The 26,631-nt window shown below is 60.5% G+C and carries 21 protein-coding genes; 4 read left to right on the forward strand and 17 right to left on the reverse strand.

Features of this window, described 5'->3' with window-relative positions:
• Positions 1–767: 767 nt before the first annotated feature.
• Entirely contained in the window at positions 768–2,405 is a 1,638-nt protein-coding gene (locus OIL88_09445; GenBank protein ID HJI72577.1) for an amidohydrolase, read from the reverse strand.
• Between the two features lie 168 nt (positions 2,406–2,573).
• On the opposite strand from OIL88_09445, the gene OIL88_09450 reads away from it, so the two are divergent.
• A complete protein-coding gene (locus OIL88_09450) occupies positions 2,574–4,037 on the forward strand; it encodes a M20 family metallopeptidase (GenBank protein HJI72578.1) in 1,464 nt (487 codons plus the stop codon).
• Positions 4,038–4,177: 140 nt separating this feature from the next.
• Here OIL88_09450 and OIL88_09455 read toward each other — a convergent pair whose 3' ends face one another.
• From OIL88_09455 to OIL88_09500, 10 genes are all read right to left on the reverse strand, one after another.
• Positions 4,178–5,449, reverse strand: coding sequence for a zinc-ribbon domain-containing protein (locus OIL88_09455; protein HJI72579.1), 1,272 nt, complete (start codon positions 5,447–5,449; stop codon positions 4,178–4,180).
• 149 nt (positions 5,450–5,598) lie between these two features.
• Complete coding sequence (locus OIL88_09460) at positions 5,599–6,621, reverse strand: YitT family protein (protein HJI72580.1); 1,023 nt, start codon at positions 6,619–6,621, stop codon at positions 5,599–5,601.
• A gap of 209 nt (positions 6,622–6,830) precedes the next feature.
• On the reverse strand, positions 6,831–7,346 hold the full coding sequence (locus OIL88_09465) for an Asp23/Gls24 family envelope stress response protein (protein ID HJI72581.1): 516 nt from the start codon (positions 7,344–7,346) through the stop codon (positions 6,831–6,833).
• 44 nt (positions 7,347–7,390) lie between these two features.
• The gene (locus tag OIL88_09470; protein ID HJI72582.1) at positions 7,391–7,768 is read right to left on the reverse strand and encodes a DUF2273 domain-containing protein; all 378 of its coding nucleotides are present in this window, start codon (positions 7,766–7,768) and stop codon (positions 7,391–7,393) included.
• Positions 7,761–8,306, reverse strand: coding sequence for an alkaline shock response membrane anchor protein AmaP (locus OIL88_09475; GenBank protein HJI72583.1), 546 nt, complete (start codon positions 8,304–8,306; stop codon positions 7,761–7,763). Before OIL88_09475 ends, OIL88_09470 begins: the two co-directional genes overlap by 8 nt.
• A 166-nt stretch (positions 8,307–8,472) precedes the next feature.
• A complete protein-coding gene (locus OIL88_09480) occupies positions 8,473–9,279 on the reverse strand; it encodes a YebC/PmpR family DNA-binding transcriptional regulator (protein HJI72584.1) in 807 nt (268 codons plus the stop codon).
• A 164-nt stretch (positions 9,280–9,443) separates the two neighbouring features.
• Positions 9,444–11,627: a DUF6020 family protein gene (locus OIL88_09485; GenBank protein HJI72585.1), complete on the reverse strand. Its 2,184-nt coding sequence runs from the start codon at positions 11,625–11,627 to the stop codon at positions 9,444–9,446.
• 135 nt (positions 11,628–11,762) lie between these two features.
• On the reverse strand, positions 11,763–12,584 hold the full coding sequence (gene lgt, locus OIL88_09490; GenBank protein ID HJI72586.1) for a prolipoprotein diacylglyceryl transferase: 822 nt from the start codon (positions 12,582–12,584) through the stop codon (positions 11,763–11,765).
• A 109-nt stretch (positions 12,585–12,693) separates the two neighbouring features.
• Positions 12,694–12,972: a NifU family protein gene (locus OIL88_09495; protein HJI72587.1), complete on the reverse strand. Its 279-nt coding sequence runs from the start codon at positions 12,970–12,972 to the stop codon at positions 12,694–12,696.
• 170 nt (positions 12,973–13,142) lie between these two features.
• Positions 13,143–13,667: a dCMP deaminase family protein gene (locus OIL88_09500; protein HJI72588.1), complete on the reverse strand. Its 525-nt coding sequence runs from the start codon at positions 13,665–13,667 to the stop codon at positions 13,143–13,145.
• A 391-nt stretch (positions 13,668–14,058) separates the two neighbouring features.
• Between OIL88_09500 and OIL88_09505 the strand changes: the two genes are divergently transcribed.
• Positions 14,059–15,057 carry a hypothetical protein gene (locus OIL88_09505; protein ID HJI72589.1) on the forward strand — a complete coding sequence of 333 codons (999 nt, stop codon included), beginning with the start codon at positions 14,059–14,061 and terminating at the stop codon, positions 15,055–15,057.
• A 139-nt stretch (positions 15,058–15,196) separates the two neighbouring features.
• Here OIL88_09505 and OIL88_09510 read toward each other — a convergent pair whose 3' ends face one another.
• Together OIL88_09510 and OIL88_09515 are read right to left on the reverse strand one after the other, a co-directional pair.
• The gene (locus OIL88_09510) at positions 15,197–15,334 is read right to left on the reverse strand and encodes a hypothetical protein (protein HJI72590.1); all 138 of its coding nucleotides are present in this window, start codon (positions 15,332–15,334) and stop codon (positions 15,197–15,199) included.
• A 29-nt stretch (positions 15,335–15,363) separates the two neighbouring features.
• Positions 15,364–16,215 (reverse strand): type III pantothenate kinase, encoded by an 852-nt coding sequence (locus OIL88_09515; GenBank protein ID HJI72591.1) that lies wholly within the window; start codon positions 16,213–16,215, stop codon positions 15,364–15,366.
• A gap of 192 nt (positions 16,216–16,407) precedes the next feature.
• Here OIL88_09515 and OIL88_09520 point away from each other — a divergent pair, with 192 nt between their 5' ends.
• Positions 16,408–18,111 carry an OPT/YSL family transporter gene (locus OIL88_09520; protein HJI72592.1) on the forward strand — a complete coding sequence of 568 codons (1,704 nt, stop codon included), beginning with the start codon at positions 16,408–16,410 and terminating at the stop codon, positions 18,109–18,111.
• A gap of 215 nt (positions 18,112–18,326) precedes the next feature.
• Positions 18,327–19,466: a DUF389 domain-containing protein gene (locus tag OIL88_09525; GenBank protein ID HJI72593.1), complete on the forward strand. Its 1,140-nt coding sequence runs from the start codon at positions 18,327–18,329 to the stop codon at positions 19,464–19,466.
• Positions 19,467–19,591: 125 nt separating this feature from the next.
• On the opposite strand, the gene OIL88_09530 is transcribed toward OIL88_09525, so the two are convergent.
• The 4 genes from OIL88_09530 to OIL88_09545 form a co-directional block, all read right to left on the reverse strand.
• Positions 19,592–20,041, reverse strand: a complete 450-nt coding sequence (locus OIL88_09530) for a hypothetical protein (protein ID HJI72594.1) — start codon at positions 20,039–20,041, stop codon at positions 19,592–19,594.
• 1 nt (position 20,042) lies between these two features.
• Positions 20,043–20,375, reverse strand: a complete 333-nt coding sequence (locus OIL88_09535; protein HJI72595.1) for an AAC(3) family N-acetyltransferase — start codon at positions 20,373–20,375, stop codon at positions 20,043–20,045.
• 87 nt (positions 20,376–20,462) lie between these two features.
• Positions 20,463–21,422, reverse strand: coding sequence for a 3-hydroxyacyl-CoA dehydrogenase (locus OIL88_09540; protein HJI72596.1), 960 nt, complete (start codon positions 21,420–21,422; stop codon positions 20,463–20,465).
• Positions 21,423–21,838: 416 nt separating this feature from the next.
• Entirely contained in the window at positions 21,839–26,620 is a 4,782-nt protein-coding gene (locus OIL88_09545; GenBank protein ID HJI72597.1) for a 2-hydroxyacyl-CoA dehydratase, read from the reverse strand.
• Positions 26,621–26,631 lie beyond the last annotated feature (11 nt).

The following is a 26,631-nucleotide window of genomic DNA, read 5'->3' on the forward strand; positions in this document are numbered from 1 at the left end:
GGGATAACTTAGCGATGCCTCCCGTGTGGCTCCGGAGGGGCGGGGCATAAGGTTTCCTGCTCGGGCAGTCCTGCTCGCACGAAGGCCACATTAAGTGGCCTTCGGCTCGTGCGGAACTCGCGATAAACCTTATGCCCCGCCCCTCCGGAGTCACACGGGAGGCAGGTTAACTAATTCGGGCCCGGCATTCAGAAAAGTCAGTGCAGCAGAATGGCGATGCGGATAGGAACGTGGGCATGGTTTTCGCTGCGCGCACGGGTCCCCTGGGGAGCACCGTGCATTTTTGGGAGTATTCAGCAGGCCAGGGTGGCTGCATACGCGCCAGACATACCTTATTGATCCCAAGAACGTCTTCAGCGGGCGGTTTTGGTCGGTGGGCAGACCCCGTTGGGACAAATGGGCGTACTTCGCGCCGTACCGGAGCCCAAAATGACGTCAATCTCCGTAACGTTACTCAGCCGCAGCGGCACCGGCAGAGCTTGCGGTGCTGAATACTCCGTTTTTTGCACGGTCCAGGCGGGGGTACATCAGGGCCAGAAAGAACATCCCGGCCTTTTTATGCAATCTGTAATGTGAAGTATGCAAAACACATGAGGTTGCACTGCTGATGTCCAAATTGAACGCACGGAGCAGCAGTACCTCAACCCCGCGCCCAAATCCAACAGAGCAGGGACGCTCATGGCGGATCCCCACCGAAACGCAAACGCGGCTCGAGCGCCATCCCAAAATAGGCTGCACGAGCCGCGTTTAACGGTACGACATGAATATTAGCGCTCGTAGACCAGGTTGCCGGCTAGGTAGGTGGCTTGGACTTTGGTGGCTTGGAGCTCTTGGGGGTCGATGGTGAGCGGGTTTTGGTCCAGGACTACCAGGTCGGCGTATTTGCCGGGTTCCAGGCTGCCGAGGTTTTGCTCGTCACCCGCTGCATAGGCGCTGCCCAGGGTGTAGTTGCGCAGGGCTGTTGCTGCATCGATGCGCTCGCTCGGCAACCAGCCGCCCTCGGGCCAGTGGCTTTTGGGGTCCTGGCGCGTGATAGCCGTGTAGAGCACGTTCATGCTGGTAACAGCTGTGATAGGGCTGTCGGTACCGAAGGCTTGGCGAATGCCGCGCTGCTTATAGGTCGCAAACGGCCACATGATGCGGCTGCGCTCCAGGCCCAGATCGCGCTCGGGGCCGCCCGGGTCGAGTGTAATGTGACAGGGCTGGCTCGAGGCAACGACATTAAGCTTGCGTAGACGATCGATGTCCTCGGGCAAGAGGTTCTCCAGATGCTCGAGCGTGTTATGACTGTGCTGGGGCAGGCCGTACAGTTCGGCGGCCTCCTCAAAGATATCGAGCGCGGCATGGATGGCACCGTCGCCGATGACGTGGATGCGCACGGTGTGGCCGCGCTCCGCGGCCGCCAGAACCAGCTTACGCATGCGCTCGGCAGGAACTGTCAGACGGCCTCGGTCGCCCGGGAAACGCGGGTTGGTATAGGGCTCGGTGAGATAGGCCGTGTGTTCGCTCGACACACCGTCGAAGAACTGCTTAAAGCCTGGCGCCGAGAGCAGCGCGTTGTTCGCGTAACGTGCCTGCAGCTCTTCCAGGCGCGACTGGTCATCCAGCAGCGTGGGGAACAGATGGGCTCGGATGCCCAACTTGTCGGCTGCCTGCAGCTTGTCATAGACGTCGTCGCGGATAAAGTCGCAGCCCGGCATGGGCATGAGCGACATATCGCATATCGAGGTGATGCCCTGCTCGGCCATACGCCTCATTTGATCGGCGTAAGCGCTTGCGATGCGATCCTCCCCCAGCCACTCAAGGCAGCGCGGTAGCAGCTGCATGGCAGCCGCCTCGTGAGCAATGCCCGTGAGTTCGCCGTTTGCATCCTTGTCGTAACTGCCGCCCGCTGGCGGCTCGCTGTCGCGTGTGACGCCGAGCGCCTCGAGTGCGCGGCTGTTGAGCCAAAGCGTGTGCCCGTCGCCCGAATACATAACGCAGGGACGATCGGGGAATGCCGCATCGAGCGACGCCTTGGTAGGATGCTCGGGCGGGTCCCAACGGTAATCACGCCAGCCCTGCGTCACAACCCAAGCGTCGTCGGGCAGGTCCCGGGAAAACTCGAGCGCGTGCTGCACCAGCGCAGCCTCGGACGTGCCCATATCCATGAGCATGTACGGCGAGGAACCGACCGAGGTATGGAAGAAGTGCAGATGAGCGTCATGGAAACCGGGGCAGACAAACTGCTCGCCGTAGTCGATAACCGGCGTGGCGGCAGGAGCGGCGGCGATCACGTCATCGGGCGCACCGACTGCGACGATACGGTCGCTTGCAATGGCAATCGCCAGCTCGCGGGCGGTATCGGTGCCGTCTTGCGCGGTAAAGACGTTCTTGGAGCGGATAATCCGATCGATATGTTGCATGGGCATCCCCATCTCTGGCAGGAAATTCAACACCCCCGAGTGTACTCCCCCGCCCTTGTAACAAAACCCCAAGCGGCAAACGGCAACTTTACCAGCCCTAGCGGCAGGTGGCATACTGGAGAGAGCCTGTACGATTTTGCGATCAACCCAGCAAGGAGCAAATCGACCATGACGAAGACCAAGGCACAGCAGATTATGGCGGCGACCGAGGCTCGCGCGGCTGACGACGTCACCGCAGCCATCAAAGATATCGCTACCGAATTTGAACCATATATCATCAAGCAGCGCCGGCACTTCCATAAGCACCCGGAGCTGAGCCTTGCCGAGGAGCGCACGACCTCCGACATCGCCAACCAGCTCGACGCCATGAATATCCCCTACGAGCGTCCGCTCAAGACCGGCTTGGTGGCAACGCTTCGCGGTACCGCGCCGGATGCCTACCGCGAGGACGGCACGCCACGCCGCCGCATCCTGCTGCGCGCCGACATCGACGCCCTGCCCGTCACCGAGCAGACCGGCGAGGAGTTCGCCAGCGTCAACGAGGGCTGCATGCACGCTTGCGGCCACGACTGCCATATCGCCATGATGCTCGGAACGCTGCAAATCCTGCGCCATATGACCGACGACATCCACGGCGAAGTCCGCATCGTATTCCAGCCCAGCGAGGAAAACGGCCAGGGCGCTAAGCTCATGATCGGCACGGGTGTGCTCGACGGCGTCGATGGCGCCTACGCCGCGCACATCTGGAGTGAGGTCGACGCCGGCACCGTGAGCTGCGAGCCCGGTCCGCGCATGGCCAATACCGACTGGTTCCGCATCGACGTCCGCGGCACCTCGTGCCATGGCGCCATGCCCCAGCGCGGCCACGACGCCGTCATGGTTGCCGCCGAGATCGTTAACGCCCTGCAGACCATCGTCTCGCGCGAAATCAGCCCCTACGAGCCGGCCGTCATCACCGTCGGCGAGCTGCACGGCGGCACCGCGCGCAACGTTATCGCCGGCACGGCCTACCTCGCCGGCACGGTGCGCACCTACGGAGATTCGACCCACGAGGAAATGCCGGAGCTTATGCGCCGCATCGTGGAGCATACCGCGGCCGCCTTGGGCGCCGAGGCAGAGCTCACCGACTACACCATCGCCAACTACAAGGTCGAAAACGACGCCGCCTCGAGCGAGCGCTGCCGTCAGGCCGTAATCAAGTGCCTGGGCCCCACCGGCCAAGGCCATTATCGCGGCACGCTTTCGGGCGAGGATTTTTCGGAGTACCTGCGTCGCGTACCGGGCGTGCTCGCCTTTGTAGGTACGCGCAACCCCAAGATTGGCGCCACGTACGCCCAACATTCCTGCTTCTACAAGATCGACGAGACCGTGCTGGCAAAGGGCTCCATGGTGGCCGCCCAGTATGCTATCGACTTTTTGGCCGAGCCCACGCAAGAGGAGCTCGACGGCCCCGCGATTACCGCGGTCGCCGAAACCAACCCCGATCTGGCCGCCAAGTTGCGCTCTGCCAAGGCGACGACCGCCGAGGCTCGCGACGCCATCCATGATGCCCGAACGGCTCGCCATGCCGCGATCAAGGGCATCCACGACGCACGCGCTGCCGCACGCCGTGAGGAGAAGCACGACGAGTAATCGATTCGCTGGCATCTCGCAGTCATAGCCACATCGCGATGTCAAAGCGGGGGCGGACGTTTCGACACGTCCGCCCCCGCTCATTTATCAAGCGCTATTTCTACCATTTCTACCCCGTCCCCAAATGGCAGACGGCATGGCTACTCGTCCTGAGGTTCCTCGTCGGAGCTTGGCTCGGACGCCGACTCAGGTGCAGGTGCCGGCTCAGGTGCAGGTGCCGGCTCAGGCTCAGGCGCAGGCTCAGGCGCAGGCTCGGGCTCAGATGCCGTCTCAGACTCGGGCGCCGGCGAAGCATCCGGAGCGCTGTAACCCGAGGGAGCGGACTTCTTCTCGAAGGGCAATACAAAAGTCAGGACGTCGTCCTTGTCCTCGTCGGCCCACTCGCTTGCATAACGTGCAACCCAATAGCCAACGGCACGGTGCTTGAGCATCTTGCCAAAGACCGTAAGAAATACGGTGACAAAAGCGACCAGCACCAAGAACAGCGCGAGCGTGACGCCACCGCCGGTAACGATTGCCTCAATACCCGTAGGACGATAGTAGTAGCTATACATACCGACAGAGGCAATGGCGCCAAAGACGACCGTCAAGATCCATGTGACAACGATGGCGACCAGGCCCGTCAAAAACTCGGGAAGGAACGAAGCACAGAACAGCTTGGTCTTGTTGTGCTTAAACGCCGCCCAGACCTTATCGAGCGAAAACGCGCTCTCGACACGCCCGGTCACCGCAAAGTGCATCACGGCGATGTCGGCGAACATCTTAAAGAAGACACCCAGAATCGCCGAGGCAATTAGCGCCAGGACAAGCAGGCCAAGCGAGCCAAACAGCGCAGCCTCGAGCGCATAAGAACCGTAATAAGAATACGAGCCCGCAGCGCCAATTACCACGCCCTCCACCAGCGAAAGCACTACACCGATAACGGGAATGGCAGCGATAACCTCGAGCACGACCGAAATAACGCTCGAAAAGACTCCGAGACCAAACGACGTGGAACGCATCAGCGGACGATCCATGCCGTCATCGACCTTAAGCGACAGGTCGCGGCCCCATTCGATGCCAAAGCCAGAACCGCATGCGCTTGCCACACAGGCAGCCAAAAAGCCGATGGCAGCCGCAATGCCGCCAATAACGGGAATAAACAACACGAGCACTGACACAACGCAAATCAGCGCCGGCAAAAACGCGATTTGGCATACACGCTGAAGCACGCCCGGAGTCTTGGTCATATCTTGGAACGCCTGAGCCACACAGCCCTTTGGCGCATTCGCCACGGGCGGTTGCGGAACAAACTGCTGGGGCTGAGGCTGTCCCTGGGGAGCGGGGCCAGCGGCACCGGCATTAGGAGCACCGCACACGCCGCAGAACTTGTCGTTATCGCCCATGGGGGCGCCACACTGCGAGCAGAACATAGAATCATCCCTTCATATTTTGAACGAATCACTTGGATCGCAAACGATGTCTTTAGCATCATTATTGCCCAATGTAGGGTCAAATACTCAAAGATGACCGATTTGCAAGGTACACGGCGCCAGCAGGCGGTTCGTTGAATACGTCTGTGCTAGTTCGTTCCGCGGAAGCCCTTGCCGACGATCTCGGAGCTGTCGACGATCGTGATAAAGGCACCTGGATCGACTTCGCGCGCATAGCGGCGCAGCTGCACGGCCTCGCGACGGCTCAGCACGCTCATGATCACCGTCACGCACTTGCCCGAGAAGGCACCGTAGCCGCGGCTGATGGTCGCCGTGCGGTTGAGATGCTTGACGATAAACTCCTCGACCTTAAGGGGCTCGGAACAAATGACCGTGCAGACTTTGCGCAGATGAATGCTCTCAATGGCTTTGTCGACCACAAGCGTCTTGGCAAACAGGCCGAGCACGCAATACAGACCGACACGCGGGCCATACAAAAAGGCCGCGATGGTCACGATGCCGATATCGACCAGCAGCAGGGCGCGACCAATCTCGAGCGTGGTGCGGCGCTTGAGAATCATGGCAAGAATGTCCGTGCCACCCGTCGAGGCGCCGATGTCAAAGACAATAGCGCTGCCGAGCGCCGGCAAGATGACGGCAAAGCACAGGTCGAGCCACATATCACCCGTCAGAGAGACATCGGTCGGAATGAAGAGCTCAAACAGCGAGACGTAGGCCGAAAGCGCAAACGAGGCGAAGACACTCCAAAGAATCGCCTTGCGCTCCAAAAAGATAAAGCCCAAAACGACGAGAACCGCGTTGATAATCCACATAAAGACGCCGACGGGCAGGGTCGGGAACAGCGTGGACAGAATGACCGACACGCCCGAGGTGCCGCCAAAAGCAAAGTGATTAGGGGTTTTAAACGCAACGATGGCAAAGGCCGTAAGAATCAGGCCCAGATTGAGCTCGGCAAAAAAGCGCGGGAAACCCGGCTCCTGGCTGCGCTTTTGGCCGGCACGCTCGCCGCGCTCGATATCGGTGCGATCAACCACGCGCTCCATCGGCACTACGGGAGGACGATGCACCTCTTCGGCAGCACGCGATGCCGCCTCTGCCGCGGCGGCCTCAATCGCCCATGCCTTGCTTTCTGTTTCGTGCTCGTCAGCCATTACGGCAACCCCTCGTTAACAATTTGGAAACAATGCGCCCATTAGGGTAACGCGGAACGCGACGATTGCAACCCCTAGTTAGACGAGCGGTATGCCTACATCGGGGGGCATACAAATAACGGCCGGCCACGCTTTTGCTTGCGCGGTCGGCCGTTTAACGTTTTCGCAGATAAAACCTGCCAAAACAAACCTGTCCCTTTTTTGGAAGGCTATTCGTGCTGGCTGGTGCGGTGCTCGTACTCCTCGGGGGTGATGACGTCCTCGATGCGCAGGTTGACGCCCGCCACCTCAAGGCCGGTCATCGCGGCAAGGCGCTCGGTGACACGTGCCTTGACATCGTCGAAGATCGCGGGCGCATAGGCGCCGTACTCGATGATGACGGAGATGTTGACGACCACGCGATTGTCATCGGTGACCTCGACCGTCACGCCCTTGGTCAGATTCTCGGCACCAAACTGCTCCTGCACAAAGTGCATGAGGTTACCCTTCATGCCCAGAACGTGCGGAACCTCGCGGGTGGCCATGGCAACGATCTTCTCGATCACACCGTTGGAATAGGTCAGCGAGTCCTCGGACTCGTCCGCCTCCTCGTCGTCCTCATCCTCATCGGACTCGACCTCGACAAGAGCCTCGTCCTCGAGCGTCACATCCTCAGCTTCGGCGACGACCGCCTCGTTCGCCTCGAGCTCGGTATCGGCCACATCGACCTTCGTATTAAAAGCCATGGTTCCTCCTTATGCCTGCCGCGGATGCGACAGTCGAATACATATTAGCGACCGCTAAACAGACGGCCGAAGAAGTTGACGATCCCGTTCTCGCCGTCGCGAATTTGGCCGATCACAGCGCCGATCAGCACGAAGAATGCAATGACGAGCGTGTCCCACAGGCCGAGCGTGAGCACCAACACGGCGAGGATAAAGCCAGCGACGGCACCGAGCGTGGTGTTGGGATGACGCACAGCATAGCTCCAGATGGCAGCGCCCGTACCCTTGATGAGACCCATAGCCTCGTCAAAATCCGCGGCTGCCGCATCTTGCAACTCGGTTGCCTCTGCTTTGGAATCAACAGGTTCGCTCGCCGGCGCAGCGCTCTGGTCAATCGTCAGGCGCGGCGTACGAGCGGTCTTATCTTGATTGGTATCACTCACCGGAAACCTCCACGGTCTGGACGGTAGTCTTGGACGGCAAAAAACGGACGCGCGTGGTCGTACCCGGCGTGCCGAGCATGGTGTCGCAAGCTTCCTCGATGCGCTGCTGCATCGCGGTAGCCAGAGATGCCACGTCCTTATCGTCAAGCGCGATAGCCTCGACCTTAAATCGGACGTGCGAATCGTCGGAGCCTTGGACGCGGGCCTCGATATGCTCGACCATCACGCGGTCGTCGCGCTCGGCAGCAGCCCTGGCACACGAAGAAAGCGCCGCGAGCGTGACCTCGATATTGCGCTCCCCCGCCGGATGCACGCAGGACGGCTCGCGACGAGCAAACATCAGGCGGAAGAAGCTTACCAGCACGCCGATCGCCACGACGCCGGCACACGCCGTGACGACGATGCGCGGCATGGGGTCGCGCATCAGCAGCATAAAGCGATACGTATACGGCCCCCAAAACTGGCAGACAAGCGTACCCAGCGCCACGATGGTGGCGGCAAGATACACGATCGCTAGGGCTCGTTTGAGTACGCGCACGCGGCGCTCCCTTCAAATCTCGGCTCTCGAAATACAAAACGGTTCGCATCATTATAAAAGAGCCGGGTCCGGTGCTCTACGCACGCGGATCCGGCTCATCTATTCCACGAGGCTTGCATGCTCGCTTCATTATGCCCAGATATGCACGGCTTAACCCGTGCGGGCGCTACTCCTCCTCGAGGGCAGCGATGACCTCGTCGGTCATGTCCATGGTGCTGTAAACATCCTGGACGTCGTCGAGCTCCTCAAGACGGTCGATGAGGCGCTGAACCTTCTTGGCGTCGGCGCCGGAGACCTCGGTCGGGGTGGTCGGGACCATGGTGGTCTCGGAACCCTTGACCTGGACGCCCTGCTCCTCGAGCGCCTTGGAGACAGCCATGACCTCGTTGGCAGTAGTCCAGACGATCCACTCCTCGCCGGCGTCCTCGTAGTCCTCGCCACCGGCCTCGGCGATGGCCATCATGAACTCATCCTCGTCACCGGCAGCACCGTTGGCGATCATGGTCTCCTTCTTGGCGTTCTCGTCCAGGATCTCCTTGGCGACGACGATCTGGCCCTTGCGCTCAAACTGGAAGGCGACGGAGCCGGAGGTGCCCAGGTTGCCACCAGCGTGGGAGAAGGCGGAACGGACATCAGCGGCGGTACGGTTGCGGTTGTCGGTCAGGCAGTCGACGTAGACGGCGACACCGGCGGGACCGTAGCCCTCGTACACGATGTTCTCGTAGACGGCGGCGTCAGCACCCGAACCAAAAGCCTTGTCGATAGCGGACTTGATCTTGTCCTTAGGCATGGACTGAGCCTTGGCCTTGGCAACGGCAGCGGCGAGGCTGGCGTTGTTCTCGGGCAGCGGGTCACCGCCGAGACGGGCAGCAACGGTGATGTTGCGGCTGAGCTTGGAGAAGAGGGCGGAACGCTTGGCGTCCTGCGCGCCCTTACGATGCTTGGTTGTGGCCCACTTAGAGTGTCCGGACATACGTGTCTCCTATCGGTTTCGACCTAAAGCCCAGCGCAGATGCTCGGGCAATATAAACAAACGTCGTTATGATATACCTACTGGCCTGCGAGATAAACCCCAAAATGAAGGCGTCGTGATGATGGCCCCTTTGGTGCAAAGAAACCTGACCCCAATGCACCAAGTTAGGACCAGAGGAAGTCGCTGCGGGTGACGGTGGCGCCGATGGCGAAGGGCATGCAGGCGATGACCGGATACAGGTAGCGCATGTAGGTCGAGCCGTTGCACGGGCCAATCAGGCACACGGCGAGCACGCCCAACAGCGGCACCCAGATCGCCAGCGCACGCCATGAATGACGACGCAGCAAGTAGACCACCACGGCGATCATGATCCACACATAGGTGGCCGAGCTCATGGTGAGCGAAATAAACGGGATGCGCTGCACCGCCACACGGTACAGATTGATCAGGTGGTCGCACCAGCGCACCACGTTGCTGTCAACCGGATGGAAGTCGAAGTACTTGAGGTTGTCGGGACGCGCCATGATCTCGGCACTACGCGCCGTGCTGTAGACCCAGGCATCGCGCGCGCTCGGATAAAAATAACCATAGTAGTTATTGATAAGCGCCGAAATATAGCACTCGGGATCCTTCTTAAACATCTGATCCCATACCTCAAAATAGGCATCGATGTCCTCCCGCGAGGCATACTCGTTAAAGCAGTTCTTGACGGCATCGGACTTGTCGGGGTTGTAGCGGCGGCCCAGGTTCTCGTACTTGAGTACGCGATCGATCACGGCACGCTCTTCGTCGGTCACCGAACCGTCGCAAGGAGCCTCCACGATGGTGCCGTCCTCCTTAACCGTGGGGTTGACGCCCGAGTTGAGGCCGTCGTGCTTTTGGACGAAACGAGCCGTCTGCTGGAATGGAATCGAGAGGATTTCGCGCTTGGAGCCGGGCGTAATGTCGTGCGTCGGCATAAAGACCTTGGTGAAGTACATATTAGAGGCAAGGCAGAGCGCGAGCACCGCGAGAACGCCAACCCAGCGGAAACGCGGGATGGCGCCCGAAGGCGCAGCACCAGTCTGCTTGGCTGCACGACGAGCCACATGCACGTCCCATACGCAAAACGCCGCCGCGATTACGCATGCCGCCAGCGGAAACACCAGGCCGCCGTTGCGCAGAAACGTGGAACCCATGGCACCCAGAGCGAGCAGCAGCCAATCGTGGCGCGCAAAGAGCACGGGGGCTTTCTCGCCCGCTCGCTCGACATTGGCATCACGACGGGGCAAGCCACATGCCACGAGCTTGACGGTCTGTACCAGCAGAACCAAGAACGCGTCGGCAAAGAGCACGTCTTTGGTGAGCAACGCCGCGTAGTTAGAGAACATCGGCATAAACGCAAAGAACAGCAGGATCGCACCGCGAACCGGCAGGCTCACGCCCAGTTTGCGCAGCGACGAAATGGAATACGCCATGCAGGCAGCCGTGATGACGAACTGAGCACAGGTATAGATGGCAAGGCCCGCGTTAGCGCTGTTGAACAGCGAAAGCCCCAGCTGAACGCACGAGCCGATAATGGCCGTGTGCACCACGGGGTGATGTCCGTTGAGCAACACGTTGGGATTGAGCAGGCGCAGGTAGTCGCTCGTGCCGTTGGGGTAGTTGAACCACTGGCGAATCTGCGCACCCGTATCTCCCATAAAAAGGCCGGGCAGCGAAGCGATGAGCGTGGGCGCCCAGGCGATCATAAGCACCAGGAAGGGCCCGACAAAGGGATGGACCGAGAGCACGGCGTGAGTCACACGCCATACGCGGCCAAAGTGCGCCTCGGAAAACGGAATGCGCCGAGAGCTCAGCCAATCTAGACACTCAAAGGCAAGGTAGAAGGCAACGACCGCCAAGAGCATCCAGCCCGCGCCGCCAATCCAGGCGCAGATGATGCGGGCTTTGTCGCCAAGGACAATCTCGGCCGAGTCGGTGAGATCGTAGCTGCGGCCGAACACCATGCAGATGGCGAAGAACAGCGACGGCAGAATGATCGATGGACGCCAGGTGTCGCCACGGCCAAAGAACACGTAGCGAAACGGCAAGGTGAGCAGGCAGGCAAGTGCAAGCAGCATGACCGCGTCGGTATGGCCGGCAAACGAAAGAAGCACCTCATAGCACACGTACAGCGCACCCGTCGCCTTGGGGTCGATTGCCAAGACTGCGTTGCTCGACACCGGGGCGGGATCGATGGAAAACGCCGTGGTCGCCAACAGCGCGAGCAAAAATGCGATGAGCGTCTGCTTGGCGGGGTAGCGCTTAAACCAGACGATGCGGGCAGCGTCGCGCGCAGCCGTTGTGGAGAGATCGGAATCCTTCACAGTCCAAAGAGCCTTTCTAGAAACCTGCCAAAAAGGGACAGGTTTATTTTGGCAGGTTTTATCTGGGGAAACGTTACGGTTCTGTCATCGTTGCCCAGCGAACCACCACAAAGGTGCCTGTCCCCTTTGTGGTGGTTAGGCGTCCAGGTAGACGCGCTGGGGACGGTTGCGGCGGAGGGCAATGATGATGAGCGCCAGGCCCGCAATCACGAGTGGCAGACTCAGCAGCTGGCCCATGGTGATGACGCCGCCCAGCAGATAGCCCAGCTGGGCATCGGGCACGCGCACAAACTCAATGAGGAAGCGGACGATGCCGTAACCCATCACAAACACGCCCATAAACGTGCCTTGGGGCAGTAGCGGCTTTTTGCGGCTGAGCACCTGCAGAATGCAAAAGAGCACGATGCCCTCAAGAAATGCCTCGTAGAGCTGGGAGGGGTGGCGCGGCATATCGCCCGCAGCCCCGCCAAAAACCACACCCCAAGGCAGATCGGTCGGCTTACCCCACAGTTCACCGTTCACGAAGTTGGCGCAACGTCCCAGGCACAGCGCCAGCGGAGCACCGATGACCGCGAGGTCTGCCAAAGTCCACGCATCGAGCTTGTACATGCGGCACACGAGCACGCCGCCGATGATGCCGCCCACCAGGCCGCCATGGAAACTCATGCCGCCCTCGTTGGTGGCAAAGATCTCGAGCGGATGCGTCCAGTAGTAGCCATCACCGTAAAAGATGACGTAGAACAGGCGAGCGCCAATGATAAGGCCAAAGACCACGCCGACCACGACGCTCGTCAGGTCGTCGACCGTAATGTCAAAACCCCAACGGCGCTGCGTGCGATACATGACGACCGCCGTGAGCAAAGCTCCGACCACATAGGCCAAGCCGTACCAGTAGATGGTGATGGGCCCCGCCGAAATGGCGACGGGATCAAGCATATGGTAGAGGTCGTTGAGCATATCGGTCCCCCTGCTCCCTACATACAAATGCGGCCGCGGGCCTTGCGCTCGCAGCCGCATATTTGGGCGTAACGTCTATGCGGAGTATGCCGTCCGCAGCTTTCGCATCTTAGAACGGCGCGTACTCGTCGTACAGGTCGTCGGTCTCGCCGGAGGCATTGACCTGCTCAACACGGGTAACGCCGGGCACATGCTCCTTCAGGATGCGCTCAATACCCATGGACAAGGTCAGCGAGCTCATGGGGCAGCCGGCGCAAGCGCCCTGCAGCTCCAGTTTGACGACGCCCTCGTCGTCAACGCCCACATACTCCATATCGCCGCCGTCGGCCTGCAGGTTGGGGCGAATCTCTTCAAGAACCTTCTTAAGCAGCTCTTCGTTAACAGCCACAGGGGCTCCTTTCTCACAATTACGCGGGCGCGCCCGCGGACAGGGGCTATGTTACTACAGCCATGTACCCGCTTAGGCGCCAGCCATGCGTGCGGACACGACTTTCACGAGCGGTCAATTTGGGACGGATCTCTTTTGGCTGTTTTGCCGCCAGCTGGCGTTGCCACGCGCTACTGCTGAGCCTGCCCCTCGGTGCCGATGTGAACATCGACGATGACCTGGCGGTAGCTGATGCCACAGGAGTCAAGAATGCGGCGGCTGATACGGCCGTCATCGGTGTCGGCGTACTTGTTGTCCAGGTAGACGACCTCGCCCACGCCCACCTGAGCCAAAATCTTGGCGCAGTCGTGGCACGGGAACAGCGTGACGTAGACCGTGGAACCCTCGAGGTCCTTGAGCGAGCCACGGTAGTTGAGCACGGCGTTTGCCTCGGCATGGACCACGTAGTTGTGCTTGTCCTGCAGCGGGTCGTCGCTCGTACCCCACGGGAAAAAGTCGTCGTTGAGCGCCGAGGGCGTACCGTTGTAGCCCACCGAAAGGATGCGGTGGTTGGTGCTGGCGATGCACGCACCCACCTGTGTGTTGGGGTCCTTGCTGCGGCGCTGCGCGGCGATGGCCACGCTCATAAAGAACTCGTCCCAGCTAATGACGTCGCGGCGCTTGCCCGACGCAGTTTGATGCTGAGTGTCCGACATATGCGTACCTCCCCAGTCGATGTGATGCCCCGCTCGATGCGGTATAGGAGATTTCGCTCCATTGTAGCAGGCAGATATCAACCCTTATAAATGACTTGCTAATTCGAGCCGAATAGACTTTTCAAGTCGATGTCCAATGCATCGGCAAGTTTTATCAATGTACCAATTGTCGGATTAGCATTGCCCGTTTCGATTGAATGAATATGCGCATAGTCAATTCCGGTCATATAGCCAAGCTTTCGCAACGACAGTCCTTGGGTCGTTCTCAGCTTTTTTAAATTATGACCTACGAGCACTCTATATCCCGCATTCTGGCTGTTATCCATGCTAGAGAGCGTATGTGATATAGTAATGCTACTGTTGGGATATATTACAACAAGGACGGTCAGACATGGAAGTTCAGGGGAACGACCTGCAAAACTACGTCAAATCAATCTACTGTTTAGAAAAATCAGTGCTTGTACAGCAAAACGCAATCCGGGCTCTCGAAGGCTATGTCAGTTCAGAAAGAAAAAAACTGGCCCCGACCGACGTTCCAAACGACTACAGCGAAAGTGGACTTGCCGGCAATATATCTGGAGGCATCTTCTCAGCCCTATTGTTTGGCGCAATATCTGCCGCAGGAATTATCGCACTGGCCTTCATAGTGACGATCTTTGCTTCGTTTATTAGTTCGATTTTCAGCGGGTATGCATTTGTAGCCCTTATTTTTAGTCCCGACCTCGGCGGCTACTGCTCATACCTAGTAAAGCCCTTTTTTGGCTTAATTAATGTAATTAAACCATTTCTCCCTCTTGCAATAACCGCACTAATTGGAATCGGCTTTCTGTTTGGCATGAGCGAAAGGTCGAACGAGAAAAGCGAAAAGATAGAAGCAGATAATCGGAAGAAGACAATTATCGAGAATAATCGCCAAAAAACGCTCTTATTGGAGGATTTAAATGCATCCGAGGCGAAAAACCTCAATAAAATGAGGGCTAAACTACAAGAATCCGAATCTCTTTTGAACGATTTCTATAGCGTTGGTTTGATCTATCCAAAATATCGTTCTCTTATCCCCATGGCGTCAATTAGCGAATATTTCGAAGCAGGCAGATGTTCGACGCTCGGTGAAGCTTATAACATCTTCGAAATGGAACGTAAATTAGGAACCATTATCGATAAGCTAGATATTGTCATCGATAAGTTAGACGAGATCAGCTCTCAACAACGACTCGTTTACGAAGCCGTTGAAGCCTCGGACAAAACAATCCAAAATATGAGTCAAGCGGTTAACAGGCTTTCAAATTCCGCCTATTCGATTCAACTAGACGCAGCATATGCCGCATCAAATACTCAGATTATTGCTAGAAACAGCGAGTATCAACGATTCCTAACAATGATTCGATAAGGCAAAGAGCGCGTTAATCCGCCCCAAATACCTTATTAATCACAACGAAATAAATCGACTTAGAACGGGGGCAACTTGCATGTTGTCCCCACCTCTTAACTCAGTTGCAAATAAATAAACAATCGAAATATCAGTAACGCTACACTTTACGCCGCTGCGTATTCACGCGGTAGAGCTCTGCCAGACCGCGGAGGGTGATCGTGTCGTCGGGAACAAGGTCATGGCGTAGCAGACCCGCCATCTCGCGTGCGGCGTCGCCGGTGATCGCAATGGGCACCGGTTCCTCCCCCGCCGACGTCCTCGGCTTTATGCGCGGCGAGGCTTTTGGTTGATACGGTAGAGCTCGGCGAGACCCCGCAGCGTCAGTGCGTCATCTACCGTCAGGCTGTGGCCGACCAACGCCGCGAGCGCCTCGGCATCGTCGCCGGTAATGACGATGGGCACGCCATCCTCCCCCGCCGCCTTGGTCGCGCGCATCTCGGCAAGCACCATGTCGAGCATGCCGTCGATGCGGGCCACCTCGCCCAAGACCACGCCCGAACGCATGGCCTCGCGCGTGTTGCGGCCGATGACATGCGTCGGTGCCGAGGGCTCAACCTGGGGCAGGCGCGCCGCAGCGGCCGAAAGCGAGCGGGCACCAAGCGCCAGACCCGGCGCGATGACGCCGCCCACAAAGGTACCGTGCGCATCGATGACCTCGATATTGGTCGTGGTGCCAAGATCGATCACGATGCACGGCGAGCCGTAGACGGCGCGGGCCGCCACGGCATCGGCGATGCGGTCGGGACCGATCTCGGCCGGGTCGTCGTAGTGCACGGGCATACCGGTCTTAAGTCCCGGCCCCACCGTGAGTACGCGCCCCGTGCAGGTACGGGAGAGCGCCGCCTTCCACGGGCGCTCGAGCGCCGGCACCACGCAACTCAGCACGGCCGCCGCAGGAACGAGCACTCCCGACATGCCCGCATCGGCCGCCAGCGCGGCCATGACTTGAGCGAGACGCATACGCGCTTCGTCGGCCGTAATGCTCGACGGCGTCGTGATCTCGCACGTCGCAAGCGGGCATTCCTGCGCCGCGGCCGAATCCTCGGCAAACAGACCAAAGCGAATGAACGTGTTGCCCACGTCGACCGTCAATATATATGCGCACCCATTAAGCATCGTCGGCGCTCCTTTCGTCTGCCCAGCAGTATATCGCCTACCTAAACCAGTCATCCCAAAATGACTAGCTTGCGGCTATACTGGTGCGCGGTCGCGCGCGAGCTCACGCGGCGGCCCTTGGTAACCCGACTTCCCGCGCCGTATCCGTAACGGCGCTCCCGGGGGAAGCGGATATACGCAAAGGAGTTTTATATGAGCAATCCCTCGAACCGCGCTTCGATGCGCGGGCAACTTACGCTGCGCGGCGTCGTCATCGGCGTCCTTGGCTGCGTGATCATCACGGCAAGCTCGGCCTACACCGCCCTCAAGATGGGCGCACTCCCCTGGCCGATCGTCTTCGCTGCCGTCATCTCGCTGTTCTTCCTTAAGCTCATGGGCAACGCCAGCCTCAACGAGGCAAACGTCACCCACACCATCATGTCCGCAGGCGCCATGGTCGCCGGCGGTCTGGCGTTTACCATCCCGGGCGCCTGGATGCTGGGCTATGCCGACCAGATCAGCTGGCTCGACATGTTTATCGTGGCACTCGCCGGCACCATCCTGGGCCTGCTGGCCACGGCGCTCATCCACCGTCACTTTATCGTGGACGCCGCGCTTGAGTTCCCCACCGGCAACGCCGCAGCTCAGACCCTGCGCGCCACCGAGGCCGGCGGCAAGACCGGCAAGCAGCTCTTTGGCTCCATGGCCATCGCGGGCATCTACAGCGTGCTTCGCGACGCCCTGGGCATTGTGCCCAGTATGCTGTGCACGCTCAACATCCCCGGCGTGACCTTTGCCATCTACAACTCGCCCATGCTGCTCTCCGTCGGCTTCCTCGTGGGCTTCGCCCCGGTCGCTTTCTGGTTTGCCGGCGCGCTGCTGGGCAATTTTGGCATCATCGTCGGCGGCACCGCTGCCGGTCTGTTTGACGTTATGACCGCACAGGGCATCGTCAAGTCCCTGGGTATGGGCCTCATGATGGGCTTTGGCGTCGCCGTCGTCCTCAAGGACATCCTGCCGCAGGTCGCCGGCATCGTCCGCGGTCTTGCTGCCGATAGCTCCACCGACACCGACGAGCAGTCGCTCATCTCGGGCTCCCTTAAGCTCGACGCCGGCATCATCGGCCTGGGCGCTGCCGCCATCGCCGTGATCATCGCCATCGTGCTCGACCTTGGCCCCGTTCCGGCTGTCATCGTCACGCTGTTCACCTTTGTCACCACCATCATGAGCGCGCAGAGCTGCGGCCAGACGGGTATCGACCCCATGGAGATCTTTGGCCTCATCGTCATGCTCATCGTGGCTGCTTTTGCCCAGATCGCTCAGGTCAAGCTGTTCTTTATCGCCGGCATCGTTGCCGTGGCGTGCGGCCTTGCGGGCGACGTCATGAACGACTTTAAGGCCGGCGCCGTGCTGGGCACCAACCCGCGCGCGCAGTGGATCGGCCAGGCCATCGGCGGCATCGTGGGCGCTCTGGTCGCCGCCGCCGTCATGGTCGCACTCGTCACCGCCTATGGCCCGGACGCCTTTGGCCCCGACAAGAGCTTCGTGGCCGCACAGGCCAGCGTGGTCGCCACCATGGTCTCGGGCATCCCGAGCGTGCCGTGGTTCGTGGGCGGCTTTATCGCCGGCATCGTCATGTACTGGCTCGGCATTCCGGCCATGATGATCGGCCTGGGCGTGTACCTGCCGTTCTACATGTCGCTCACGGCCTTCTTGGGCTCCTGCGTTAAGCTCGCCTACGACAAGTGGGCCGCTCACCGCGACGCCACGGCCGGTCTTTCGGACGAGGAGAAGGCCGCCAAGGACGCCGCCTTCCAGGAGCAGGGCCTGGTCGTCGCCAGCGGCCTGCTCGGCGGCGAGTCCATCGTCGGCGTTATCCTGGCGTTTGTCTCCGTGGGCTTGAGCCTGCTGGGATAAACCCAACAACAACGTAACCGCACAGAGCGCGGGGTCGGTGACTATCCGGCCCCGCGCTTTTTTGTATCTGCCGAAACCCTCGGCAGTACTCGCATGTGGCATGTCTTCCTTTGCCCGCTCGCCTAAGTTCCATGTCAAGATGACTGTCCCGCCCGTCACGGTGTAGAGTACATGCTGCGAACGCACCCGCGTTCTTGCGGCAATACGAGGTGGACATGGAACTCGATAAACAACAGCTCAAGCGACTGCGCGAGCGCCATCATCGGCGCCATGGCATCCGCCCCGCCCACAGCGAGGCCATGGAGAACGCAAGCCGCTTTCTAAAGCAGGCGTTCAACATTCGCGAGGGCCGAGCGCCCTATCACGTGATCCGCAAGCGCTTTGTAAACGGGGCGCGCCTGACCGGCTCGCATCTGTGCATCCTCATCATCGCCATGCTGATCGCGAGCATCGGACTCGATATCGACTCGGATATCGCCATCGTGGGCGCCATGCTCATCTGCCCGCTCATGGGCTCGGTCCTTGCCATGGCATACGGCATCGCCACGCTCGACCGCGAGATTGCCGTCGAGGCCGTCGCCAGCCTCGCGCTTCAGATGGCCTTTTGCCTGGTCACGTCCACGTTGTACTTTAAGCTCTCGCCCCTTGGCACCACCACGGCCGCCATCGTCGACAATTCGACACCGACTGTGTGGGACCTTGCCGTCGCGCTCGCGGGCGGCTTTGCGGGTGGCCTGGGCAACTCGCGCGACCAGGAGCCCGCCACGCTCATCGCCGGCGTGGCCGTGGCGACCGCGCTTATGCCACCCCTGTGCGCGGCGGGCTATGGCATCGCCATCGCAAGCGGGTCGCTGTTTCTCTCGGCGCTTTACGAGTTTGGCATCAACGTCGTCTTTATCGCGCTGGCGGCCGAAGCTGTATTGCTTCTCTTACGTGTACCGCTCAAGCGTGACCTCAACGGCGACGGCATTGTAACTGCCGAGGAAAATGCCGAGGTCGATGAGCTGTCGCGCAAGGTGCGCCGCCGCATCATCGTGGGTACGGTGATCTTTGCCATCCCCTGCATCGTTATGACCGCGGGTTCCATTGGCTCGGCGCAGGCCGGCGTGCAGGACGGCTACGGCGTCACCGAGACCACGCGCGAGCTTGCGGCGGTGCTGCCAGGCTTTAAGGATTACACCGTCGCCGTCGAGACCTCGGCCACCGAAGGCGACGAGGAGGGTATTGTCGAGCGCGAGATAGTCGCCCACGTGACGACAAGCGAGGCGCTCGGGGCACACGACCGCCGCGTTGCCCGCAAGCTCATCGACCTCAACGTGCCCGAACTCGATCGCGTGGAGTTTGACGTGAAGTGATGCCGGCGCGGGATGAGCGCTCGCACGGACGCAAGTTATGACGAGGCGTAGACGCGATACGGACACGAGCAAATAGCGGGGTCCAGCTCACACCCGCGCCCCGCTCGCCGTTTTATTGCCGTGAATCAACTGGCCGGATTGACATCGCCAGACTCCACCGTAAACGCCGGATCGGTGCTCACAAGATAAAATCGGGTCACCTTAGTATTTCTAATTAGGTAAATCTGTCCTTGATTGCGTCGGCGTGACATATACGCGACGTGGACCGTACCGAATTCTTCGCCGTTTTCCTTCTTTAATATCAGGATGTTGGGGTCATCCGTACGCTTAAACTGCCCATCTGTGCAGATTCCGTCTTGGTCGACCAGCTGCCATCGACAGTTGTCCTCCTCAAGAAAAGCCAGGGTTTCCCGACTCGTTTTGTCATCCCGGTAGAAACCATCAATGGCAAACCCTTCGGAAGCGCATTCCTGCATATAGGACGTTTCTCGGCTTATAGCAAACAGCCCTGTAGCGCCCAGGAGCACAGCCAGACAGACCACTGCAAGGGTTATCGAAATAGCACTGCGACCCATGTTAGCCCAACCGATAGTTGTTTAACGGAGCGCGAAACATACCCGGAACCTCCGATATCAGGGGGAACGCCGCCAGCGTATCGCCACCGTGTGGCGTGCGGAAAAGGCGGCGACTTTGGGCGTATCGTCGGTTTTTCCACGACGGCGTCGGCATCATGACGGTGCCGGTCTCGCCCACCGTCTGAAGCAGGGCCTCGATCACCGGCTGCGCGCCGCCGCACACATACCCCAGCGCGCTGAGCGAGCAATGGACCATAACCGTCTGCCCCACGCGCATACCAACGGCAGAAAGCGCGCCGAGGATATCCTGCTTCAGCACGATTTTCCGGTCCATTGCCGCCCCTTTCTATTTCTAAGCTCGTCTTCTCACTGTTGGCGGCCGAAAATGATCCGTTTTCCTCCGTCCCCGAGGGATCATTTTTTAGTACTTGAAGAAGCCCTCGCCCGAGCTTTCGCCCAGCTTACCTTCGTCGAGCATTTTCTTGAGGACGGACGCCATAGCCTTAAAGTTGTAGGGCATCATCATCTTCTTGAGCAGCGGGCTCACCAGGCCCGGGACCTTCTGATACTGCATGACGATGTTGTAGGCCGTCTGGATGCCCGCCGTGTCGAATACGCGGAACGGGCCCTTGGGAGCGCCGGTGCCGCGCGTCCACGCGAGGTCGATGCTCTTGGGGTCGCTGACGCCCGAGACATACAGGTCGAGGCCCGAGAGCAGCCACGGTACCAACATGGAGTTGAGCAGGTAGCCGTTCTTTTCCTTGTTGACGGGCAGGGCAAGCATGCGGATGTCGTTGGCAAAGTCGACAAGCTCGTCGAAGTAGCGCTTGTCAGTTTGGCTCTGGGCCATGACCTCGGTCATGTTGTTCTTCCAGATGGAATTGGCAAAGTGCAGCGACAGGTACTTCTTGGGGCGGCCGGTGTACTTGGCAAAGGTGCTCGGCAGCAGCGTAGAGGAGTTCGTTACGACGACGGTCTTTTGCGGGAGGACCGGGGCGAGCTTCTTGTAGAATTCGATTTTTGCCTGGGTGTCCTCGGTCATAGACTCGATGACCAGGTCGGCGTCGGCCACGGCCTTGGCAAGATCTAACTCCAGCTTGAGCGTGGAGTAGGCACGCTCGACGGCGGCGAGTGCCGCCTCCTTGTCGAAGGGTTGGCCGCTATCGGCGATACCGGCGCACCACTCACCCGTACCGTCCGCCATGCCCTCGATAGCCGCGATGTACTCCTTGCGCACGTGATCAATCTTGGGTTGGGTGCGGCCGATGCTGCCCTCGCTGCGCAGCCAGATCGTCACATCAAAGCCGCAGTAGGCTGCCTGAAAGGCAATCTGGCTTCCCAACACGCCGCCGCCGGCAACACAAACGGTCTTGTAGCTCATGGGACGGTCCTCTCTTACGTAATTCCATACATGTGTATTTATTCAACCGTAAGGAGGACGCGCGCTGGGGGTGGGTTCTATAAACGGACGGTAATTTGCGGCGAACGGCAACATTTGTTCATTATCTCAGGGTTCCGAGGACGATTTTTTTGTGCCACCGAGACGTCGTTTGCGGAAGTATGCGGCAAATTCCGGAAGCCTTGAGCACACCCCGGTTTTCCGCCAATAAAACCGCAGGTACAGGGCTTGGACATATCTGGTGTGCTCGGCCTATTCAGATTTTGCCGCATACTTCCGAAAATCGATCTTATAAGAGGCGGCAGTGAGGCAATTTACGCAACATATGTCCAGCAAAACGGGTGGTAGCCGGTACGGCTACCACCCGTTTGTCTTATATCCGGCTCGAAGCAGGCCGACTACTTCTTAATGCCGCGGCCCAGGCGCTTGGCGACCGATGCCACGGCCTCCTCGCTCACCGAGTCGCAGCTCACGCAGCCATCATGGGCGCGCATCTGGCCGGTGACCTCGTCCATCGCGAGCGGCGCCACCTTCTCGAGCTTAAAGCCCTTGCCGGCGCGCATGTTTTCCTTGGCCACGCTGATCATGAGCTTAATGCGGTTGAGCTGGTTGACCTCGGACGCACCGGGGTCGTAGTCCACCGCGACGATGTTGCTCTCGGGGTGCTGACGGCGCAGCTCCTTGATGACGGCCTTGCCCACCACATGGTTGGGCAGGCACGCGAAGGGCTGCGTGCAGATGATGTTGGGCGCACCATGGTCAATCAGGTCGAGCATCTCGGCCGTGAGCAGCCAACCCTCGCCCATGTTGTTGCACACCGAAAGCACCGTACGGGCCTTGTCAGCCATGGTACCGATGCGCTCGGGCGCCTCGAAGCGGCGGGACTTCTCGAGCAGCTCCTCCACCGGCGTGCGCATCCAGTCCACCAGCTTAATGAGCGCTTGCATGCCAGCGCGCGCCGTGGCAGAGCTTCCCAGCTCGTCTTTTTGCAGCTCGGCGTTGCTCATGGAGTACAGGAAGAAGTCGAGCAGGCCCGGTACCACGGCCTCGCAGCCCTCGCGCTCGATCACGTCGACCACGTGGTTGTTGGCCGTGGGGTGGAACTTGACCAGGATCTCACCGACCACGCCCACGCGCGGCTTAGTACCCTCGCCCACGAGCGGCATGGTGTCGAACGCGCGGATGGCCTCGCGGCACAGCTTGGTGTAGTTGTGGCGGTTGAACTTGGGCGCCAGCTTGCGGGCGCGCGCCATGTACTCCTCGTAGAGTGCGTTCGCCGCACCGGGCGTGGCCTCGTACGGACGGCAGCGGTAGAGCATCTGCATCATCACGTCGCCAAAGAGCACCGCGTAGACTGCCTGCTTAAGCAGCGCCGGCGTAATCTTAAAGCCGGGGTTATCCTCGCCGAGTGCCACGGCCGAAAGCGAGATCACCGGGATCTCGGGGTGGCCGCTCTCGCGCAGGGCCTTGCGGATGAGTGCGATGTAGTTGGTGGCACGGCAGCCGCCGCCGGTCTGGCTGATAACCACGGCCGTCTTGGACAGGTCGTACCGACCGCTCTCGATGGCCTCCATAATCTGGCCCGTCACCAGAATCGACGGGTAGCAGATGTCGTTGTTCACGTAGCGCAGGCCGGCCTCGACGGCATCGTGATCGGTCGAGGGCAGCAGCTCCAAGTTGTAGCCGGCACCGCGGAACACCTCTTTGACCAGGTCAAAGTGGATCGGTGCCATCTGCGGGCACAGGATGGTGTAGCCCTCCTCGCGCATCTGCTCGGTAAAGGGCACCTTGGGCCATGCGGTCGAGGCGCTCTCTCGCTGCGCCTCGAACGTGTACTTGCGGCTCGCGAACGCAGGGGCATCCGTGGAGGGCGCCACCGGCGCGGCATCGCCCTGCTCGTAGGCCTCGCCCGCTGCCGTAGCCTCGGCCAAGCGCTCGGCCTCCTGGTCCTTAAGCGCGGCCATGAGCGAGCGGATGCGGATGCGCGCGGCGCCCAGGTTGGACACCTCGTCGATCTTGAGCACGGTGTAGATCTTGCCGCTGGCCTCCAGAATCTCCTGCACCTGGTCGGTGGTCAGAGCATCCAGACCGCAGCCGAAGGAGTTGAGCTGGATCAGGTCCAAGTCGTTGCGCATCGTCACAAAACGGGCGACGGCGTACAGGCGGCTGTGGTACATCCACTGGTCGACGACGCGGATGGGACGCTCGGGCTTCACGAGATGCGCGAGCGAATCCTCGGTAAAGACCGCAAAGCCAAAGCTCGAGATAAGCTCGGGCAGGGCGTGGTTGATCTCGGGGTCGTTGTGGTAGGGGCGGCCGGCGAGCACAATGCCATGGCCACCGTGGTCCTCGACCCACTTAAGGGCCTCCTCGCCCATGGTCTGGATGTCCTCGTGGAAGCGCGCATCGGCCTCAAAAGCAGCGTTGACGGCGGCATCGACCTCGGAGCGCGTGATCTTGGGACCGCGCACACGACCGCGACCGGCTTGCGCATCGGCCACGCGGTCGACGGCGAGCACCTGATACAGGCGGCGCTTGAGCTCGGTCTTGTCGTGATACGGCACAAACGGATACAGGAACTCGATGTTCTGCTCGCGGATCTCGTCGATGTTGAGCGCCAGCGCCGTGGGGTAACTCATGACGATGGGGCAGTTATAGCAGTTGCCGGCGGTCGGATCCTCCTTGCGCTCCCAGCGCACGCACGGCATCCAGATGAAGTCGACATCGCGGTCGATAAGGTTCATCACATGGCCGTGGCTCATCTTGGCCGGATAGCACACGCTCTCTGACGGCATGGACTCGATGCCCGCCTGGTAGGTCTTCTTGCTCGACTGGTCGGACAGCTGCACGCTAAAGCCTAGGCGCGTAAAGAACGCGTGCCAGAAGGGGTAGTTCTCGTACATGTTGAGTGCGCGCGGGATACCCACGGTGCCGCGCGGGGCCTCGTCAGGACTCAGAACCTCGCGGTTAAAGAGCAGCTCGTTTTTCTTTTTGAAGAGGTTGGGGGCCTCGGTCTTTTGCTTTTTGTGGCCGGCACCCTTCTCACAGCGGTTGCCGGTAATGAAGCGCCTACCGCCGCCAAAGTCGTTCACAGTAAGCTGGCAGTTGTTAGAGCAACGGCCGCAGCGGACGTGCTTTTGCGTCACGGTGAGGTGCGCGATGTCCTCGGCCGAGAGGATGGTCGAGACGCCGTCGGCGCCGGCGCGGTCGCGTGCGAGCAAGGCCGCGCCATAAGCACCCATGCAGCCGGCGATGTCGGGGCGCACGGCATGAACGCCGGTGAGCTGCTCAAACGCGCGCAGTGTGGCGTCGGACATAAAAGTGCCGCCCTGGACGATCACCTGACTGCCGATCTCCTTGGGGTCGCGCAGCTTAATAACCTTGAACAGGGCGTTCTTGATGACGGAGTAGGACAGGCCGGCCGCGATGTCGCCCACCGTGGCGCCTTCCTTTTGCGCCTGCTTGACGCGCGAGTTCATAAAGACCGTGCAGCGGCTGCCCAGGTCGACGGGAGCCTTGGCATGGATGGCGGCGTCGGCAAATGCGCGCACGTCCATGTTCATGGACACGGCAAAGCTCTCGATAAAGCTGCCGCAACCCGACGAGCAAGCCTCGTTGAGCATGATGTGCTCGATCACGCCGTCCTTGACGCGCAGGCACTTCATATCCTGACCGCCAATGTCCAGGATGAACTCGACGCCGGGCAGGAATGCCTTGGCGCCACGCAGGTGAGCGACGGTCTCGATCTCGCCGGAGTCGGCCTTGAGGGCCTCGATGAGCAGTGCCTCGCCATAACCGGTGGTGGTCACGTGGCCGATGGTGCAGCCGGCGGGGATGTGGTTGTAGAAATCGGCCATGATGACCTTGGCCGTGCCCAGGATGTCGCCATTGTTGTTGCCGTACCAGGTGTGCAACAGCTGGCCGTCCTCGCCCACGAGCGCAGCCTTCATGGTGGTGGAACCGGCGTCGATGCCAATGAACACCCGGCCGGTGTAGCCTTCGAGTTTGCCCTTGGGGACGACTTCCTGGTTGTGGCGGGTTTTGAACTCGGCGAAGTCCTCGTCGGTGGCAAAGAGCGGGTCCAGGCGCTCGACCTCGGCACCCTGTGTGTCACCCAGGGTATCGATAGCCTCGATAAGCTGCGGGAACGTGCTGAGCTTGTTGGACTCGTGCGCCATGGCGGCGCCGCTCGCCACAAACAGGTGGGCGTTTTGAGGCACGATGCGGTGCTCCTCGTCCAGGTTGAGCGTGAGGTAGAAGCGGTGGCGCAGCTCGGAGAGGTACTGCAGCGGGCCGCCCAGGAAGGCGACGTTGCCGCGAATGGGGCGACCGCACGCCAGGCCCGAGATGGTCTGGGTCACGACGGCCTGGAAGATGGACGCGGCCACATCCTCGGGGCGGGCGCCCTCGTTGAGCAGCGGCTGCACGTCGGTCTTGGCAAAGACGCCACAGCGGCTGGCGATGGGATAGATGGTGGTGGCGTTGGCTGCAAGCTCGTTGAGGCCGCTCGCGTCGGTGTGCAACAGGGTTGCCATCTGGTCGATGAACGCACCCGTGCCGCCGGCGCAGGTGCCGTTCATGCGCTGCTCGATGCCGTTGTCGAAGTAGATGATCTTGGCGTCCTCACCGCCCAGCTCGATGGCGACATCGGTGGCCGGGATGAGGGTCTCGACGGCACGCTTGCTGGCGATGACCTCCTGGACAAACTCCAGGTCGAGCCACTGGGACAGCAGCAGGCCACCCGAACCGGTAATGGCGCAGGTCATTTGGACCGTCGGCAGCACGGTCGCGGCACCCTCGAACAAGTCGCGGGCGCAAGCGCGGACGTCGGTGTGGTGACGCTGGTACTTGGCGTAGACGATCTGGTTGTCGTCGTTGAGCACAGCGAGCTTAACGGTGGTGGAGCCCACGTCGATGCCCAGGTGCAGGTTGCCGCGGGCGGCCTCGGGGTTGAAGATCGCGCCTTCGGGGGTCTGGCCGGCGGCTACGGGCTCAGCGGCGGTGGCGGGCTCGCTAGCGACGAACGTCTCCCCTGCCGCGTTCTTGGCATCGGCAACTGCCTCGGCAACTTTCTCAGCAGCCGCGGTCGCGGCCTTCTGCGCGGCATCCACCACGGCGGGTGCAGCCTCACGCGCGGCAGCGACCATACGGTCCTTGATGCCCTCGACGAGTTTGCTCATTGTCTCTCCTC

The sequence above is a fragment of the Coriobacteriaceae bacterium genome (assembly GCA_025992855.1).
GTDB lineage: Bacteria > Actinomycetota > Coriobacteriia > Coriobacteriales > Coriobacteriaceae > Collinsella.